Origin of the sequence: Gluconobacter sp. Dm-73 (genome assembly GCF_018256215.1) — a bacterium.
GTDB classification, from domain to species: Bacteria; Pseudomonadota; Alphaproteobacteria; order Acetobacterales; family Acetobacteraceae; genus Gluconobacter; species Gluconobacter cadivus.
The window spans coordinates 43140-58951 of the sequence record NZ_JAERLW010000011.1 but is presented as its reverse complement, the minus strand read 5'-3'; the positions used below and the strand labels follow the sequence as shown (position 1 = coordinate 58951).

The following is a 15812-nucleotide window of genomic DNA, read 5'->3' as shown; positions in this document are numbered from 1 at the left end:
ACCGAAAGAGGAAACCCTCTTTCAGTGGCCTGTGCAGATACTCAGGCGTCCGTGTTGCGACGGCGGATGGCGGCACCCAGGATATCACCCAGGGACGCGCCGGAGTCAGAAGACCCGTACTCGTTGATGGCAGCCTTGTCTTCCTCGACCTCACGGCCGCGGATCGTCAGAGCCAGCTTGCGCGACGCGCGGTCAACGGAGACGACCTTGGCGTCAACCTTTTCACCGACTGCGAAACGCTCCGGACGCTGCTCGGCCTTGTCACGGGCCAGTTCAGCGCGACGGATGAAGCCCTGCAGGACGTCATCAACCTTCACTTCGATCCCGTTGCTCTGAACAGCGGTCACAACGCAGGTCACGACAGCACCCTTCTGAACGCGGGACAGGGTGTCAGCTGCCGGATCTTCCTGAAGCTGCTTGATGCCCAGGGAGATACGCTCTTTCTCAGGATCCACATCGAGAACCTTGGCCTTGACGATCTGGCCCTTCTCGTAGTGCGCCATGGCTGCTTCGCCGGCTTCGTCCCAAGAGAGATCGGACATGTGAACCATGCCGTCGATGTCTGCGGAAAGACCAACGAACAGACCGAATTCGGTGATGTTGCGGATCTCGCCTTCGATGATCGAACCGACCTTGTGCTCTTCCTCGAACTGTTCCCAAGGGTTGCGCTGAACCTGCTTGAGACCGAGGGAGATGCGACGCTTGGAGCTGTCCACATCCAGAACCATGACGTCGACTTCCTGCGAAGTGGCGACGATCTTGCCCGGATGGACGTTCTTCTTCGTCCAGGACATCTCGGAAACGTGCACCAGACCTTCGACGCCCGGCTCCAGCTCCACGAATGCACCGTAATCGGTGATGTTCGTGACGCGGCCCGTGAAGCGTGCTCCAGCCGGATACTTGATGGCGACGTTTTCCCAGGGGTCAGCTTCAAGCTGCTTCATGCCCAGGGAGATACGCTGCGTATCGGAGTTGAAGCGGATGACCTGCACGCGAACCGGCTGACCGATCTGCAGAGCTTCGGACGGGTGGTTGATGCGCTTCCAGGCGATGTCGGTGACATGCAGGAGGCCGTCAACGCCGCCGAGGTCAACGAACGCACCGTAATCGGTGATGTTCTTGACGACGCCGTCGAGGATCATGCCTTCCTTCAGGCCCTGGATCAGCTCGGAGCGCTGTTCCGCACGGGTCTCTTCAAGAACGGCACGACGCGAGACAACGATGTTGCCACGGGCGCGGTCCATCTTGAGAATCTGGAACGGCTGCGGATGACCCATCAGGGGTCCGACGTCACGAACCGGACGGATGTCGACCTGGCTGCCCGGAAGGAACGCCATGGCGCCACCGAGATCAACCGTGAAGCCACCCTTGACGCGACCATAGATCGTGCCGTTGACGCGCTGGTTGTTGCCGAATGCACGCTCCAGAGCGGTCCATGCCTCTTCACGACGAGCCTTCTCGCGCGACAGGACGATGGAGCCGTCACGGTCTTCGTAACGCTCGACATAAAGCTCGACAACATCGCCCGGCTTCACGTCCGGAGCAACGCCGGCCGGACCGAATTCCTTAAGGGAAACGCGGCCTTCGCTCTTGAGGCCGACATCGACGATGGCGAATTCATCGGTCAGGCGGACAACACGGCCCGTGACAACCGAGCCTTCAAAGCCGGTATCGCGACCCAGGGTCTCGTCGAGAAGGGCTGCAAAATCCTCGAAACCGCGATCGGTCGAGGTGTTCTGAGTGGCTGAAGCCATGTAGATACGATATTCCCGGACGCCCGTTCCTTGACCGGAGCGGATGTCCACGTCTGCGCCAGACCCAGTAATGGACCGGACGTCTCCCCGCCGCCGCTAAACGGTCAGATCGGGTTGTTGGCTGTAAGACCTGCCCGCCAGACGCGGGACAGACCATCCCCCTCCCCTTCGGGGCGGGCGATACGCTGCACCAACACCCTGCAGGGGCGTGGTGTCAACAAAAAAAGCCGTTTTTCTGCTGCTGTCGCGTCGGTTCAGCGCCGCGTGTGACGCAGGGCCACGATTTCGCAGGCTTTATCAAGGACCTCTGCGGCAGAAAGCCCGTCCGTTTCGATCAGCACGGCGTCCGCAGCCTGAACCAGCGGAGCTGTTTCCCGCGAGGAATCACGCGCGTCCCGTGCCACGAGCTCGGACACGGCCGCATCAAGGGCAGAGCCTTCCAACGGAGTCTCGGCCGCCACCTGACGATGTCGGCGCAGAGCGCGGGTGCGCGGAGACGCCGTGATGAAAAACTTCACGTCCGCATCCGGGAAAACGACAGTCCCGATATCGCGCCCGTCCACGACTGCACCGGTTTCGGACGCAAAAACGCGCTGACGGTCCAGCAGGGCCGCGCGAACAGCAGGCTGTGCCGCCACCAGAGACGCCCCACGATCGATCTCGGGAACACGCAGGTCCGTCCGGGCCAGATCGGCCTGTTGCAGAGCCTGCGCCTCAGCGGAAGCATCACCAGCCGGGTCCAGTCCGGCATTCACCATCCGGCGGGCAACGGCGCGATACAACAGCCCGGTGTCGAGATAGGGCAGCCCCAGTTTCACAGCCAGAGCCTTGGCGAGCGTCCCTTTACCGGCCGCCGCAGGCCCGTCGACAGCGATGACAAGCGGGCGACCTGTCACGCCGTCAGCCCTGCGCCGAGAGCGTTCATCAACTCCACGAAGCCGGGGAAGCTGGTTTCAATGAAAGCCGTGTCGTCCACATTCACAGGCTTTCCAGCCGCAAGACCAAGCACAACGGCACTCATGGCAAGGCGATGGTCCATATGGGTCTGGACCGTGCCGCCGCCGAGAGGGGCATCAGCCCCCTTCACGATGAGGTCGTCTCCAATCACCTCGGTTTCGGCGCCGTTCACATTGAGCAGGGCGACAGTAGAGGCCAGACGATCGCTTTCCTTCACGCGCAGCTCTTCCAGCCCACGCAGGCGGGACGGACCCTCTGCAAAGGCGCAGGCCACGGCAAGGACCGGGTATTCATCGATCATGGACGGCGCACGCTCGGGCGGAACGTCCACGCCTTTGAGCTGGCTGTGACGGACATGCAGATCGCCAACCGGCTCCCCACCTTCCACACGCTCGTTTTCGATGGAGAGGGACGCCCCCATTTCGATCAGCGTTGTGAACAGCCCTGTCCGCAGCGGGTTGAGACCCACACCCTCGATCCAGATATCAGACCCCGGCACCAGCAGGGCGGCGACGATCGGGAAAGCCGCCGAAGACGGATCTCCCGGAACCGTCACATCCCGCGCGGTCATGACGACCGGCCCCGTCAGGGCGATTCGGCGTCCACCCGCATCAAGACGCGAGACATCCACTTCAACCCCGAAATGCCGGAGCATGTTTTCCGTATGATCGCGCGTGGCGACAGGCTCTTCCACGACCGTGGTGCCATGCGCATTCAGACCTGCCAGAAGAATGGCAGACTTGACCTGCGCGGACGCAACCGGAAGGCGGTATTCGATCGGTTTCGCCTCTCCCGTCCCGCGAACGGCCATCGGCAGACGACCGCCCTCACGCGTCAGGAACTCGGCGCCATTGGCCGCCAGAGGCACAGTCACGCGGCGCATGGGACGAGACCGCAGCGAGGCATCGCCGGTCATGACGCTGTTGAACGCATGGGAAGACAGAATACCCGACAGCAGGCGGGCCGCCGTGCCGGAATTGCCCATATCCAGCACGTCCGCAGGCTCGGTCAGAGCGCCCACGCCACGGCCTTCAATGGTCCATTCCGTACCCTCCCGCGTGATGGTCGCGCCAAGTGCGCGCATGGCGTCAGCCGTCCGCAGCACGTCCTCGCCTTCGAGCAGGCCGGTGACATAGGTGCGGCCGGAGGCGAGGGCAGCGAGCATCAGCGAACGGTGGCTGATGGATTTGTCACCCGGAACACGAGTGCGGCCGGAAAGTCCCTTAAGGGACGCGGAGACGGTTAGGGGGCGCGAGACTTGCATGAAGATGTTTTTGCTGGGGTGCCCCATACCTGTCAATCGCATCTTGAAGGTGCAGTCATGCGCCCAAAAACTGGCAGGAATCATGCGATGGGATTTGACAGGACGCGCACAAGCTGGCATGGCCGCGTTCCTTATTCGAGGCATCAGCAGGTTCCCGCACAATGGCAAAACCCGAACTCGGTCTGAAACGGACATGCGTTGAATGCAACGCCCGCTTCTATGACCTGAACCGCGTCCCGGCGGTGTGCCCGAAATGCGGCACGACCCAGCCGGACGATTCCCGTCTCAAGCGCAGCGAAGTTCCGCTACCGGAAGAAAAAGATCCGAAGCCTCAGGCCAACGAGCATGAGGACGACGTGGATCTGGAAGTCGCCGATGACGAGGACGATGACGATGTGATCGCCCCGGACGACGATCTGGACGATGACGACGATCTCAGCAACGACATCGAAGTTCCGAACGACAAGGACGACCGCGACGACAACTAAAGTTGTTGAAAAGCTCCTTTGTGCCGCTCTTCTGGCGGCACTGATGAACGGCTGCTCTGATCCGGAAGGCGTTTTCGCCCCGGACAGCGCAGCCGTTCGCGCATTCAGGGCCCGGCTCGACAGCCGCCCCAGCGCAACGGCGGTTCTTCAGTCCCGCTGCCCGTCTCCGATCCGCGTCCTGCGCCTGAGCGTGGACCGCCCCGTAACTGAAGACATCCTGAGCCTATTGCAGGTGACGGAAACGCATCAGGTCAACACGCGGCATGTCCGGCTGCTCTGCGGCGAGACTGTGCTCTCGGATGCCTGGAACTGGTATGTACCGGAACGGCTGTCCCCGGCCATGAACACACTGCTGGAACAGACCGACACACCGTTCGGACGCGTCGTGCAGCAGACTGCTTTCAGACGGGAAAGACTGGAAACACGTTTTCCGGGGGAAGCCTCCGGAATCGTTCTGGAGAACAGGGCGCTTCTGCGCCGGGGCACGGATGACGCGCCAATTTCCCTCGTGGTGGAAGATTATCTTCCCGCAGCCCTGCGCCCCTGAGCTTCAGGAGGCCGGAGACCAGTTCAGATGCTGCCCGCCATCCAGCGCCAGCATCTGCCCTGTCACTGAAGGCAGTGCAAACAGCGCCAGTGCGGCCTGAGCGATCTCTTCGGGGGATGAGCCATGCTGCAGCGGTGTGCGGGCGCACATGCTGTCAAAATGCTCCTGCGTCTGTCGTACGGCGGGAAGAACCGGACCGGGCCCGATGGCGTTCACCCGGACCCGGGGGGCAAGTGCCAGCGCCATGGTCTGCGTCAGAGTCCAGAGCCCCGTACGAGACAAAGTATAGCTGACGAAATGCGGCGTCAGGTTCCACACACGCTGATCCAGCATGTTCAGGATCAGGCCCTCGGCTCCTTCAGGAAGGACCTGCGCCATAGCCTGCGAGAGGACGAACGGCGCGCGAAGATTGGTTTCGAGATGCAGATCCCAGCTTTCGCGGGTAACGCTGCCCATCTCGTCACGAATAAAAGCGGACGCGTTGTTGATGAGGACGCCAACGGGACCCAAAACGGCTTCTACACTGGGCAGAAGTGCCTCGACTTCCTCTTCACGGTACAGATCGGCCTTTAGAACACAGCCTTTGCCGCCGATCCGCTCCAGTAGTTCTTCGGCCTCACGGGTACTGTCGCGACAGTGGATAGCGACCGCAAACCCCTGCCCGGCCAGCATTTCCACCAGCGCCGCTCCAATGCGCCGGGCGCTGCCCGTCACAAGAGCCACACGGGGAACACGTGGAGAAATCTGAAACGACGCCATACTCACAAAGACCGCCGGGCCGTCAGCGCCGCAGCGAGCGTGCCGTCATCCAGCACGTCCAGCGCGCCGCCCATAGGCACACCGTGGCCCACACGCGTCACACTCATGCCTGTGGGGAGCAGACGCTCCTGAAGCCAGTGTGCGGTGGTCGCCCCCTCAACGGTGGCGCTCAGGGCGAGAATGACTTCCCTCACCCCGCCTTCCTCGATCCGCTCGAACAGCGGGCGAACGTTCAGATCATCCGGCCCCAGCCCGGCCAGTGCAGACAGGGTACCGCCCAGAACCTGATAGACCCCGCGATGAACGCCCGCACGTTCCAGCGCCCAGAGATCGCCCACCGTCTCGACCACGCAGATCAGCCCCTGATCCCGCGCGGTGTCCGTACAGATATGGCACGGATCGACCGTATCCAGATTGCCGCATTGCTTGCAGGTCTTCACGCTTGTGGCCGCGCGCTCCATCAGATGGGCGAGCGGTAGCATCCGGCTTTCCGGCTGACGCAGAAGCGCCAGCGCGGCCCGACGGGCCGAGCGTGGCCCCAGCCCCGGCAGACGCGCGAGCATCGTAATCAGTTGGTCTATATCGCCGTGGCCTAACATGGGCGTAAAATCCCCGCCAGCCGGATCAGAACGGCAGTTTCAGGCCTGCCGGAAGATCAAGACCACCCGTCACGTCGCGCATGGCTTCGGAGCTTGCAGCCTCGGCCTTGGCTTTCGCGTCCGTATAGGCCGCCACGATCAGGTCCTGAAGCGTTTCAATATCCGTCGGATCGGCCAGTTGCGGATCAATTTTCAGGTCGCGCATTTCGCCCTTCCCTGTCAGCTTGACCGTTACCAGTCCGGCGCCAGCGGAACCATCGACCACGAGAGACGCCAGATTGCTCTGGGCGGCTTCCATCTTGGCCTGCATCTGGCTGGCCTGCTTCATCAGTCCGGCAAGGTTTTTCATGGGTATGTCCTTCAGTTCAGGTTCAGATCGTCTTCATCAAGGAAATCGGCATCCAACGGCGCGAATTCCAGATCGGGTGGAGCATCATCGGTCAGCGGCACCGTGATTTCCGGCGGCAGGCCGTATTCATCAAGGGAGTGGTCTTGAACTTCCCCGATTTTCGCACCGGGAAAAGCTTTCAGGATGGCCTGCACCAGCGGATGTTCCTCCACCGAGGCCTGATTGATGGCCACAACCTCTGCGCCCTGCTCGTCGAGTGTCGGCTCACCCGAAGCGGTCGAGGCGCTGATCCGCCACTGACCGGGATAGACACGGTCGAGCAGTTTCTGAAGCTGGCGTTCGATACGGGCTTGCGGCTCTTCGGCGCGGATCTGAACGTCAGGCGGCGAAAAGCGCACGAGGTGGACGGCGTTGCGGAGCAGTCCGTGCAGAACGGGCTCGCGTTCCCGCGCCACCATCGCCACCATCTCGCGCCATGTCCGGGGCGGCGGCGGAAGTTCGGGTTCAGGCTCCGGAGCCGCTTCGGCATAACCGATGCCGGGCTCGAGAATCGTTCCACCATTCGCAACCAGCCGGACATGCGCCCGAGGTGCGGGACCACCTGAGCCTTCGCTGAAATTGGTCGAAGCGATACCGCTCACCGCACCCGATTGCGGAGCCGAAGGCGCCCCACCCGTTGGCGTATGAGGCGATACCGGAAGGGACAGGTCCTGCCCCCCTTCCGTCAACTGACGAATCAGCCGGTCCGGCGTCGGCAGAAGGCTGGCATGGCACAGACGGATCAGCACCATCTCAGCCGCCTGACGACGATCCGGGGCCGTCTCGATTTCCTGCACACCTTTAAGCAGGATCTGCCATGCGCGCCCCAGAACGGCGTTAGACAGACGATCTGCCAGAGCCCCGCCACGTGTGCGCTCGGCCTCCGGCAGATCCCGGCCTTCCCTCAGGGACGGAATGGCCTTGAGACGTGAAATCAGATGCAGCAGATCCAGCAGATCCGCCAGCAGCACACCCAGATCAGCACCGCGGGCATAGGCCTGATCGGTCAGGTCCAGCGCATCAGCAGGCTTGCCCGCCATGAGCGCGTCCAGCAGATCGAAAATCAGACCACGATCCGCCAGACCCAGCATGTCGGCCACGGCATCCGCATCACTGGCCCCCTGCGCGATGGCCTGATCGAGCAGCGAAAGCCCGTCACGCACGGAGCCATCCGCCGCACGGGCGATCAGGGCAAGCGCGTCTTCCGAAAGGGTCGCCCCTTCCTTCAGCGCGATATTGTGGAAATGTCCGGCCAGCAGAGATTGCGGAACACGGCGCAGATCGAAACGCTGACAACGGGACAGAACCGTGACCGGAACCTTGCGCAGTTCGGTCGTGGCGAAAATAAACGTGACCTGCGGCGGCGGCTCTTCAAGCGTTTTGAGCAACGCATTGAAGGCATTGCGAGACAGCATGTGGACTTCATCGATGATGAAGACCTTCATGCGCGCCTGCATCGGGCGAAAACGCGTGGCTTCAATGATTTCGCGCACATCATCCACGCCCGTGCGGGAGGCGGCATCCATTTCCAGCACGTCGGGATGACGATCCGCCAGAATAGCAGTGCAGTTGGCACAGACACCGCAGGGATCGGCGGTCGGGCCACCGTTGCCGTCCGGGCCAATGCAGTTCAGAGCGCGGGCAATGATGCGGGCAGTCGTCGTCTTGCCCACACCGCGCACACCCGTCAGCATGAAGGCATGGGCCACACGCTTGAGCTCGAACGCGCGGCGCAGGATGCGGACGAGCGAGTCCTGCCCGATCAGATCATCAAAAGTCTGCGGCCGGTATTTGCGGGCCAGAACGCGATAAGGCGCGGCCTCGGCAGCCGGGGGCGCAGGAATGTCCTGTGCTGGTGCGTCTCCGAAAAAACCGCCACCAGTGTCGGGCGGCAGGGGGAGATCGTCGTTTTCGTCTGTCATGGAAATGTCGAACCCTCAGCACGGAGGATGGGACCGTCAGGAAACGGTCGGGACGCTGCATAAAAAAGAGCGTCCGGTAACTGTGTGAGGTAGGAGGCCGGACATTCAACCCGGATAAAACTCACTGCGGCTGCTTCCTTCCGGACCTGACCGGGTTGGCAAGGTATCCGTCCAAAGCCGACCTCCCGGCGCTCTCCTAACACGGAGAGAGGGGTGTCTGACAACCCCCAATCATCAGAGTACGCCCTCATTCCCGCGTCTTATTCGCCGACAGCCGCACCGCCCATGTGCCGCGGGTCGGCCGCACCATAGATCAGACCGGTCTTCGGGGCCTTCAGGCTGGGGCGATCGGCAAGGATGCCTTCAGCCACACCCCACGGACGATGTGGCGACAAGGCGTACCCTTCGGCCTGGAGAGTCTGCATGGCTGCGTCAGACAGCGCGCCCTGCTCAAGCTCAACAGCCGAAGGCTCCCACTGTTCATGGATTCGCGGCAGGTCGATGGCCTGACGGATATCCAGCCCGTAATCGATCACCCCGAGAATGGCGGAGAGCGTAATCGTCGGAATGCGCGAACCGCCGGGGCTACCGATCACCATAACGACCTTGCCATCACGCGAGACGATGGACGGCGACATCGAAGACAGCGGCGTCTTGCCCGGCGCAATCGCATTGGCTTCCGAACCGACAATGCCGAACATGTTGGGCGCACCCGGCTTGGACGAGAAATCATCCATCTCGTCGTTCATCCAGATGCCAGTATGGCCACCCATCACGCCCGCGCCGAACCAGCCATTGAGCGTATAGGTTGCCGAAACAGCCGTTCCCTCATGATCGAGCACGGAAAACTGTGTCGTCTCATGCTTTTCCTGCGTGTCCGGGGCCGCCTGCGCGACAGGTGCGGGAAGCGCTTCCCCTGCCCTGAGGGTGCTGGACGCGAGAGCATGATCGGTCGGAATGCCCTGGCGGATCTGATAGGCGTAAGCGGGGTCGATCAGGTGTTCGACAGGATTATGGACGAAATCCGGATCGCCCAGATCGCGCCGGTCGGAATAGGCATGACGCATGGCCTCGACCTCGCGCTGTACGGCTGGCGCCGTGTGCAGGCCGAGCGCATGCATGTCATAGCCGGAGAGAATGTTCAGGATTTCGCAGAGCGCAACGCCACCACCGCTCGGCGGGGGAGCCGTGTCAATCGTATAGCCCCGATACGTGCAGCGGATCGGGTCAAGGTGGCGGATATGATAGTTCTGGAAATCGGAAAGCTGAAGAATCCCGCCGCCTTCGGTGCTGGCGCGCACGATCTCTTTCGCGATCGGACCGTCATAGAACGCCTTCGGACCCTCTTTCGCGATCAGTTCCAGCGAGTCCGCCAGATCCTTCTGGACCAGACGGTCGCCCACCTGAAGCGGCGTGCCATCGGGGCGCAGATAGAAGGCGCGGGCATAGGGGTCATGCTGGAAATAGCGCGTCGAGGTGTGCAGAAGGTCCGCATCGCCTTGGTTCAGAACGAAGCCGTCCCGGGCCAGTGCAATCGCCGGTGCCATCACCTTGGCGCGCGGCAGATGTCCCCATTTCTGCAGAATAGAATCCAGTCCGGCGACCGTTCCCGGAACCGCAACGGCTTTCCAGCCTTCAGTGGACAGACCCGGAATGACTTTACCCGAAGCATCCTGATACATCGTAGCTGTGGCAGCGGCAGGCGCATGTTCACGGAAATCGATGAAGATCGTCTGGCCGGTTTTCAGACGCAGGGTCATGAACCCGCCGCCCCCGATATTCCCGGCTGCGGGATAAACCACGGCCAGAGCATAACCGACGGCCACGGCCGCATCGACCGCATTGCCGCCCTGCGCAAGGATTTTCGCACCGGCATCGGACGCGAGATGCTGCGCCGAGACCACCATGCCATGACGGCCTGACGTCAGCACACCGGCGCTAACATTATCCGGGCCGAAAGCCAGCGGATCATGCGCCGAACTCAGCGCCTGCGGAGCCGCATTGGCAAGCGTCGTGCCACTGATCAGGGCCGTGGCGAGAAGAAGCGAAAACGCTCTCATGCGGTCTCTCCATAAGGGGGCTTGGTGTAGCCTTTGGGGGACAGGGTGAAAATTTCGCAACCATCAGCCGTCACGCCGACCTGATGCTCGAACTGGGCAGACAGGGTGCGGTCACGGGTTACAGCTGTCCAGCCATCATCAAGAATTTTCACGTCCGGACGGCCGATATTCAGCATGGGCTCGATCGTGAACACCATACCCTCCACGAGCTTCACGCCCTCACCCGGACGGCCATAGTGCAGGACATTCGGTTCGGCATGGAAATCCCGGCCAATGCCATGGCCACAAAAATCCCGCACGATGGAAAAACGGTTGGCTTCCGCATATTCCTGAATGGCATGTCCGATATCGCCAAGCGTCTTGCCGGGGCGCACCTGCGCAATCCCGCGCATCAGGGCCTCATACGTCACGTCGACCAGTTTTTCTGCCTTCTTCGGCGCCTTGCCCACGACATACATGCGCGAGCTGTCACCGTACCAGCCATCCAGAATGGAAGTGACGTCAATATTCACGATGTCACCGTTGGACAACTTCTTCGGGCCGGGAATCCCGTGACACACGACATGGTTGATCGAAATACAGCAGGATTTCGGATAGCCGCGATAGTTCAGCGGAGCAGGCGTGGCACCATGGGCGATCGTGAAGTCGTGGATCAGCTGGTTCAGCTCTTCCGTGGTCACGCCGGGCTGCACATGGGGCGTGATCATGTCCAGCGCCTCTGCCGTCAGACGGCCAACACGATGCAGATGTTTGAAATCGTCCTGATCGTAGAGAACGATACCCCGTGCATGATCCATACCTGCTGCCCGATCCTTCAATCTTCAAAAAGCCCGGACAAAATGCGTCTGTCCGGACTGGATCGCAAGGCGGCAGGTCAGATTTTCAGGATCAACTGTGCCGGGAGTGCTTTTTGTGAGCGACGACATGGCGCACGCTGACCATGCGTACCGCTGCCCCATGGTGCGAAATCCGGCCATAACGGCGCGGCGCCGTTGGCGCATCGGCGACTTCCATAGGACGTGAAGACGCCAGCAGGAAGCCACGATGGAAACGGCCGCGACGACGGGCAGACGCCATCAGGATACCGGATGGTGCAGCCGGATGAAGCAGCGGTTGAGGCGCGACACCTTCATCCGCAAACCCCTTATCGAGCAGAGCCACCATTTCCATGGAACGACGTGCATTGCTGGAAGACCCCATGACCACGCCGATCAGGCGCACATTGCCGCGCTGGGCAGAGGTAATGAGGTTGTGGCCAGCCAGATCGGTATAGCCCGTCTTGAGACCATCAGCGCCCGCATAGATTTTCAGCATCGGATCATGGTTCGGAACCATACGGCGATGGAAATAAAAGGAGGGGACGTTGAAATAGTGATAATATTGCGGGAAATCCGCAATCAGATGCTGCGACAGCAGGGCCAGATCATGTGCTGTCGTAACTTGATCCGGATCGGGCAGACCGGACGCATTGCGAAAGGTCGTATTGACCATCCCCAGAGCCCGGGCCTGCTGCGTCATGAGCTGGGCGAAACGCACTTCGTCCCCGCCACCGAGAAACTCACCAAGAGCGCAGGCAGCGTCATTGGCAGATTTCGTGACGAGTCCCAGAATGCCCTGCTCTACCGTCAGCTTCGTTCCCGGCACAAGACCCAGTTTGGAGGGAGCCTGAATGGAAGCGTGGATGGACACCGGAACCTGCTCGTCCAGCGTAATCTGATGCGCCTCAAGGGCGCGGAACGTGAGATAGAGCGTCATGAGCTTCGTCAGAGACGCAGGATAGCGTTGCAGTTCAGCGTCCGTCGCCGAGAGGACAGCGCCTGTCTTGGCATCCATCACATAGCTTGAAACATGTCCGGCATATTGCGCCTTCGCCGATCCCAGCCCCATGGCCGTCATGGCGCACAACAGAAAAGCTTTCTGGAACGGGAAACGCATTTACTGACAGCCTCTGAACGGAACGTCGTCTCGGGAAGGATTTCTGGCTCTGGAGCCACCTGTATCACAGGCAGTCTAGGCGCATTGAAAACTTCCCGTCCACCAGCTTTGAAGGACTTTCCTTAATTTTTCGTAAGCAGGGCGGAAAGGAGGCAGCATCGTGGCACCCGACGCATAAAAACCTTATTTCAGGGGCTTGCAGCCCTTCTCAAGACCGAAATTCGCACCATATCATACCCGTCATGTCTTCTTACGATCTTCTCCCCTGTCCAAACGGCCTTTCCGGTGTCGCGTCTTTACGGAGTCCAGCCCGTATGGGGCCGGAGTCTCCCGACTCCATTCCGCCTCATGGGCCGGACAGGAGAGACGGGGATCAGGACCTTGAAGTCAGCGTGGTGGTGCGCCCCAGAACCCGGACGCGCAAACCTTCCATGTACAAGGTTCTGATGCTCAACGACGACTACACGCCCATGGAGTTCGTGGTGCATGTGTTGGAGCGCTTCTTTGCCAAGACCCGGGACGAGGCAACGTCCGTGATGCTTCAGGTTCACCAGCGCGGCGTCGGAGTCTGCGGGGTGTTCACCTATGAAGTGGCTGAAAGCAAGGTGACACAGGTGATGGATCTGGCCCGCCAGAACCAGCACCCCCTTCAGTGCACGATCGAAAAAGACTGATCCGTCTGACAGGCAGAAAAGCTCGGGCGCAGGATAATTTCTTGTTTCCATCTGCGTTTCTGACTGGCGTTACACGTTACTCCGCGACAAGATACCTTTCCCACGAGAGGTCGAGAGGAGCGCCATCACATGCTGTCCCGTACGCTCGAACAGACACTCCACCGCGCCCTGACATTCGCAGGTGACCGGCGTCATGAATATGCAACCCTCGAACATCTTCTGCTCGCGCTGACAGAAGACGACGATGCTCTGACGGTCTTCCGGGCCTGCGGCATCGATCTCGACAAGCTGCGCTCCGATCTGACGGATTTCCTGGACAAGGATCTGGCCGGACTAGCGGCGGAACGTCCGACGGAACCCAAACCGACCGCTGCTTTCCAGCGCGTGATCCAGCGCGCGGCCATCCATGTGCAGAGCACGGGGCGCGACGAGGTTACGGGCGCAAACGTGCTTGTGGCTCTGTTTGCCGAACGTGAAAGTCACGCCGTCTATTTCCTGCAGCTGCAGGACATGACACGACTCGATGCAGTCAATTTCATCTCGCACGGTATCGCCAAGGCTCCGGATCGGGGTGCAGGACGGCGCGCGGCTGCGGCCTCCAAGGACACATCCGAGCGCGAGGAGCGCAAGGAAACACCCAAGGAAGGCGCACTCGCGACCTATTGCGTCGATCTGAACGAACGTGCGCGTGAAGGACGGATCGATCCGCTCATCGGGCGCGATCAGGAAATCGAACGCACCATCCAGATCCTGTGCCGCCGCACGAAGAACAATCCGCTTTATGTTGGCGATCCCGGCGTCGGCAAGACGGCGATTGCCGAAGGTCTGGCCAAACGGATCGTGGAAGGCGACGTGCCGGAAGTTCTGCTGAATAGCACGATCTACTCGCTCGACATGGGCTCGCTTCTGGCCGGCACGCGCTATCGTGGCGATTTCGAAGAGCGGCTGAAGGCCGTGGTGACGGAAATGGACCAGACCCCTGGCGCCATCCTGTTCATCGACGAAATCCACACCGTCATTGGCGCAGGTGCGACTTCGGGTGGGGCAATGGATGCGTCCAACCTGCTCAAGCCTGCCCTGGCTGCGGGGACGCTGCGTTGCATCGGCTCGACAACCTATAAAGAGTTCCGTCAGCATTTCGAGAAGGACCGGGCGCTTGTCCGCCGCTTCCAGAAAATCGATGTGCCGGAGCCCTCGGTTGAAGACGCAATCAAAATTCTCCGCGGCTTGAAGGGCACATACGAAAAGCATCACAAGGTCCGCTACACGGAAGAAGCGCTCCGTGGTGCAGTCGAACTTGCGGCCAAGTATGTCCATGACCGCAAGCTGCCAGACAAGGCGATCGACGTGATCGACGAAGTTGGTGCAGCACGGATGCTTATCCCCGAGAACAAGCGCCGCAAGACCGTGACGCTGAAGGACGTGGAAGAGGCTATCGCCAAGATCGCCCGCATCCCGCCCAAAAGCGTCTCGGCCGATGACCGCGAGACCCTGCGCCATCTGGAGCGGGACCTGCGGAACATGGTCTTCGGGCAGGACAAGGCGATCGACGCGCTGGCTGCGGCGATCAAGCTGTCCCGCGCCGGACTGCGCGATGCGGAAAAGCCGATCGGCAACTATCTGTTCTCCGGCCCCACAGGCGTCGGCAAGACGGAAGTCGCCAAGCAGCTTTCCAACTCGCTCGGGATTGAGCTGATCCGCTTCGACATGTCCGAATACATGGAGCGTCATTCGATCTCGCGTCTGATCGGTGCGCCTCCGGGCTATGTCGGATTCGATCAAGGCGGCCTGCTGACGGATGCGATCGACCAACATCCGCACGCAGTCCTGCTGCTGGACGAAATCGAAAAGGCCCATCCGGACCTGTTCAATGTCCTGCTTCAGGTTATGGATCATGGTCGTCTGACGGATCACAACGGCAAGGTCGTTGATTTCCGCAACGTGATCCTAATCATGACCACCAATGCGGGCGCAGCGGACCTGTCCAAGGAAGCAATCGGGTTTGGACGGACGGCGCGGAGTGGCGAGGACGAAGAGGCGGTCAAACGCCTGTTCACCCCGGAATTCCGCAATCGTCTGGACGCGATCATTCCCTTCGCCAACCTCACGCCTGAGACCGTGGGCCGCGTGGTCGAAAAGTTCGTGCTTCAGCTCGAAGCCCAGCTTGCCGACCGCCATGTGACGATCGAGATTTCCTCGAGCGCAAAGGAATGGCTTGCGGAGCGTGGATATGACCGGCTGTATGGCGCGCGCCCGCTGGGACGCGTCATTCAGGAATACATCAAAAAGCCTCTGGCCGAAGAATTGCTCTTCGGACGGCTGGCTCAGGGGGGTGCCGTTCGGATTGGCATGAAGAACGGTGCGCTCGACTTCGATATTCTCGAAGGCGAGGATAACGCCAAGGGCGAGGACGGCGCTTCGAAGAAAGACGAAGCGACAAGCTGAAGCTTTGCATCTCAGAAAAA

At 61.1% G+C, this 15812-nt stretch carries 14 protein-coding genes and 1 other RNA gene; 4 read left to right on the top strand and 11 right to left on the bottom strand.

Features of this window, described 5'->3' with window-relative positions:
• Positions 1-41 precede the first annotated feature (41 nt).
• From rpsA to aroA, 3 genes are all read right to left on the bottom strand, one after another.
• Positions 42-1754, bottom strand: a complete 1713-nt coding sequence (gene rpsA / locus JK176_RS12070; protein ID WP_099286339.1) for a 30S ribosomal protein S1 — start codon at positions 1752-1754, stop codon at positions 42-44.
• A gap of 254 nt (positions 1755-2008) precedes the next feature.
• Positions 2009-2650, bottom strand: a complete 642-nt coding sequence (cmk, locus tag JK176_RS12065; protein WP_211588062.1) for a (d)CMP kinase — start codon at positions 2648-2650, stop codon at positions 2009-2011.
• Positions 2647-3975 (bottom strand): 3-phosphoshikimate 1-carboxyvinyltransferase, encoded by a 1329-nt coding sequence (gene aroA / locus JK176_RS12060; protein ID WP_211588061.1) that lies wholly within the window; start codon positions 3973-3975, stop codon positions 2647-2649. Before aroA ends, cmk begins: the two co-directional genes overlap by 4 nt.
• Positions 3976-4136: 161 nt before the next feature.
• Here aroA and JK176_RS12055 point away from each other — a divergent pair, with 161 nt between their 5' ends.
• Complete coding sequence (locus tag JK176_RS12055) at positions 4137-4463, top strand: TIGR02300 family protein (protein WP_062031788.1); 327 nt, start codon at positions 4137-4139, stop codon at positions 4461-4463.
• Positions 4464-4506: 43 nt separating this feature from the next.
• Complete coding sequence (locus JK176_RS12050) at positions 4507-5010, top strand: hypothetical protein (RefSeq protein ID WP_211576122.1); 504 nt, start codon at positions 4507-4509, stop codon at positions 5008-5010.
• Between the two features lie 3 nt (positions 5011-5013).
• Here JK176_RS12050 and JK176_RS12045 read toward each other — a convergent pair whose 3' ends face one another.
• The 8 genes from JK176_RS12045 to JK176_RS12010 form a co-directional block, all read right to left on the bottom strand.
• The gene (locus tag JK176_RS12045) at positions 5014-5769 is read right to left on the bottom strand and encodes an SDR family oxidoreductase (RefSeq protein WP_211588060.1); all 756 of its coding nucleotides are present in this window, start codon (positions 5767-5769) and stop codon (positions 5014-5016) included.
• A gap of 2 nt (positions 5770-5771) precedes the next feature.
• Positions 5772-6368 (bottom strand): recombination mediator RecR, encoded by a 597-nt coding sequence (gene recR, locus JK176_RS12040; protein WP_211588059.1) that lies wholly within the window; start codon positions 6366-6368, stop codon positions 5772-5774.
• Between the two features lie 25 nt (positions 6369-6393).
• Positions 6394-6717, bottom strand: coding sequence for a YbaB/EbfC family nucleoid-associated protein (locus tag JK176_RS12035; RefSeq protein WP_062031793.1), 324 nt, complete (start codon positions 6715-6717; stop codon positions 6394-6396).
• An 11-nt stretch (positions 6718-6728) separates the two neighbouring features.
• Entirely contained in the window at positions 6729-8678 is a 1950-nt protein-coding gene (locus JK176_RS12030; RefSeq protein WP_211588058.1) for a DNA polymerase III subunit gamma/tau, read from the bottom strand.
• 89 nt (positions 8679-8767) lie between these two features.
• Positions 8768-8864: signal recognition particle sRNA small type (gene ffs / locus JK176_RS12025), an RNA gene on the bottom strand.
• A gap of 74 nt (positions 8865-8938) precedes the next feature.
• On the bottom strand, positions 8939-10738 hold the full coding sequence (ggt, locus tag JK176_RS12020) for a gamma-glutamyltransferase (protein WP_211588057.1): 1800 nt from the start codon (positions 10736-10738) through the stop codon (positions 8939-8941).
• Complete coding sequence (gene map / locus JK176_RS12015; protein ID WP_211588056.1) at positions 10735-11535, bottom strand: type I methionyl aminopeptidase; 801 nt, start codon at positions 11533-11535, stop codon at positions 10735-10737. The genes ggt and map overlap by 4 nt, the downstream gene beginning before the upstream one ends.
• A gap of 91 nt (positions 11536-11626) precedes the next feature.
• Positions 11627-12673 (bottom strand): D-alanyl-D-alanine carboxypeptidase family protein, encoded by a 1047-nt coding sequence (locus JK176_RS12010; RefSeq protein ID WP_211588055.1) that lies wholly within the window; start codon positions 12671-12673, stop codon positions 11627-11629.
• Between the two features lie 242 nt (positions 12674-12915).
• On the opposite strand from JK176_RS12010, the gene clpS reads away from it, so the two are divergent.
• Both clpS and clpA read left to right on the top strand, forming a co-directional pair.
• Positions 12916-13347 carry an ATP-dependent Clp protease adapter ClpS gene (gene clpS, locus JK176_RS12005; RefSeq protein WP_249194483.1) on the top strand — a complete coding sequence of 144 codons (432 nt, stop codon included), beginning with the start codon at positions 12916-12918 and terminating at the stop codon, positions 13345-13347.
• Between the two features lie 129 nt (positions 13348-13476).
• Positions 13477-15792 carry an ATP-dependent Clp protease ATP-binding subunit ClpA gene (clpA, locus tag JK176_RS12000; protein WP_211588054.1) on the top strand — a complete coding sequence of 772 codons (2316 nt, stop codon included), beginning with the start codon at positions 13477-13479 and terminating at the stop codon, positions 15790-15792.
• The last annotated feature ends 20 nt before the right edge of the window (positions 15793-15812 follow it).

Excerpts from the sequence above, each read along its gene's own strand:
- rpsA (WP_099286339.1), bottom strand. The coding sequence starts at position 1,754 with ATGGCTTCAGCCACTCAGAACACCTCGACCGATCGCGGTTTCGAGGAT.
- aroA (WP_211588061.1), bottom strand. The coding sequence starts at position 3,975 with ATGCAAGTCTCGCGCCCCCTAACCGTCTCCGCGTCCCTTAAGGGACTT.
- JK176_RS12055 (WP_062031788.1), top strand. The coding sequence starts at position 4,137 with ATGGCAAAACCCGAACTCGGTCTGAAACGGACATGCGTTGAATGCAAC.
- JK176_RS12050 (WP_211576122.1), top strand. The coding sequence starts at position 4,507 with ATGAACGGCTGCTCTGATCCGGAAGGCGTTTTCGCCCCGGACAGCGCA.
- JK176_RS12045 (WP_211588060.1), bottom strand. The coding sequence starts at position 5,769 with ATGGCGTCGTTTCAGATTTCTCCACGTGTTCCCCGTGTGGCTCTTGTG.
- recR (WP_211588059.1), bottom strand. The coding sequence starts at position 6,368 with ATGTTAGGCCACGGCGATATAGACCAACTGATTACGATGCTCGCGCGT.
- JK176_RS12035 (WP_062031793.1), bottom strand. The coding sequence starts at position 6,717 with ATGAAAAACCTTGCCGGACTGATGAAGCAGGCCAGCCAGATGCAGGCC.
- JK176_RS12030 (WP_211588058.1), bottom strand. The coding sequence starts at position 8,678 with ATGACAGACGAAAACGACGATCTCCCCCTGCCGCCCGACACTGGTGGC.
- ggt (WP_211588057.1), bottom strand. The coding sequence starts at position 10,738 with ATGAGAGCGTTTTCGCTTCTTCTCGCCACGGCCCTGATCAGTGGCACG.
- map (WP_211588056.1), bottom strand. The coding sequence starts at position 11,535 with ATGGATCATGCACGGGGTATCGTTCTCTACGATCAGGACGATTTCAAA.
- JK176_RS12010 (WP_211588055.1), bottom strand. The coding sequence starts at position 12,673 with ATGCGTTTCCCGTTCCAGAAAGCTTTTCTGTTGTGCGCCATGACGGCC.
- clpS (WP_249194483.1), top strand. The coding sequence starts at position 12,916 with ATGTCTTCTTACGATCTTCTCCCCTGTCCAAACGGCCTTTCCGGTGTC.
- clpA (WP_211588054.1), top strand. The coding sequence starts at position 13,477 with ATGCTGTCCCGTACGCTCGAACAGACACTCCACCGCGCCCTGACATTC.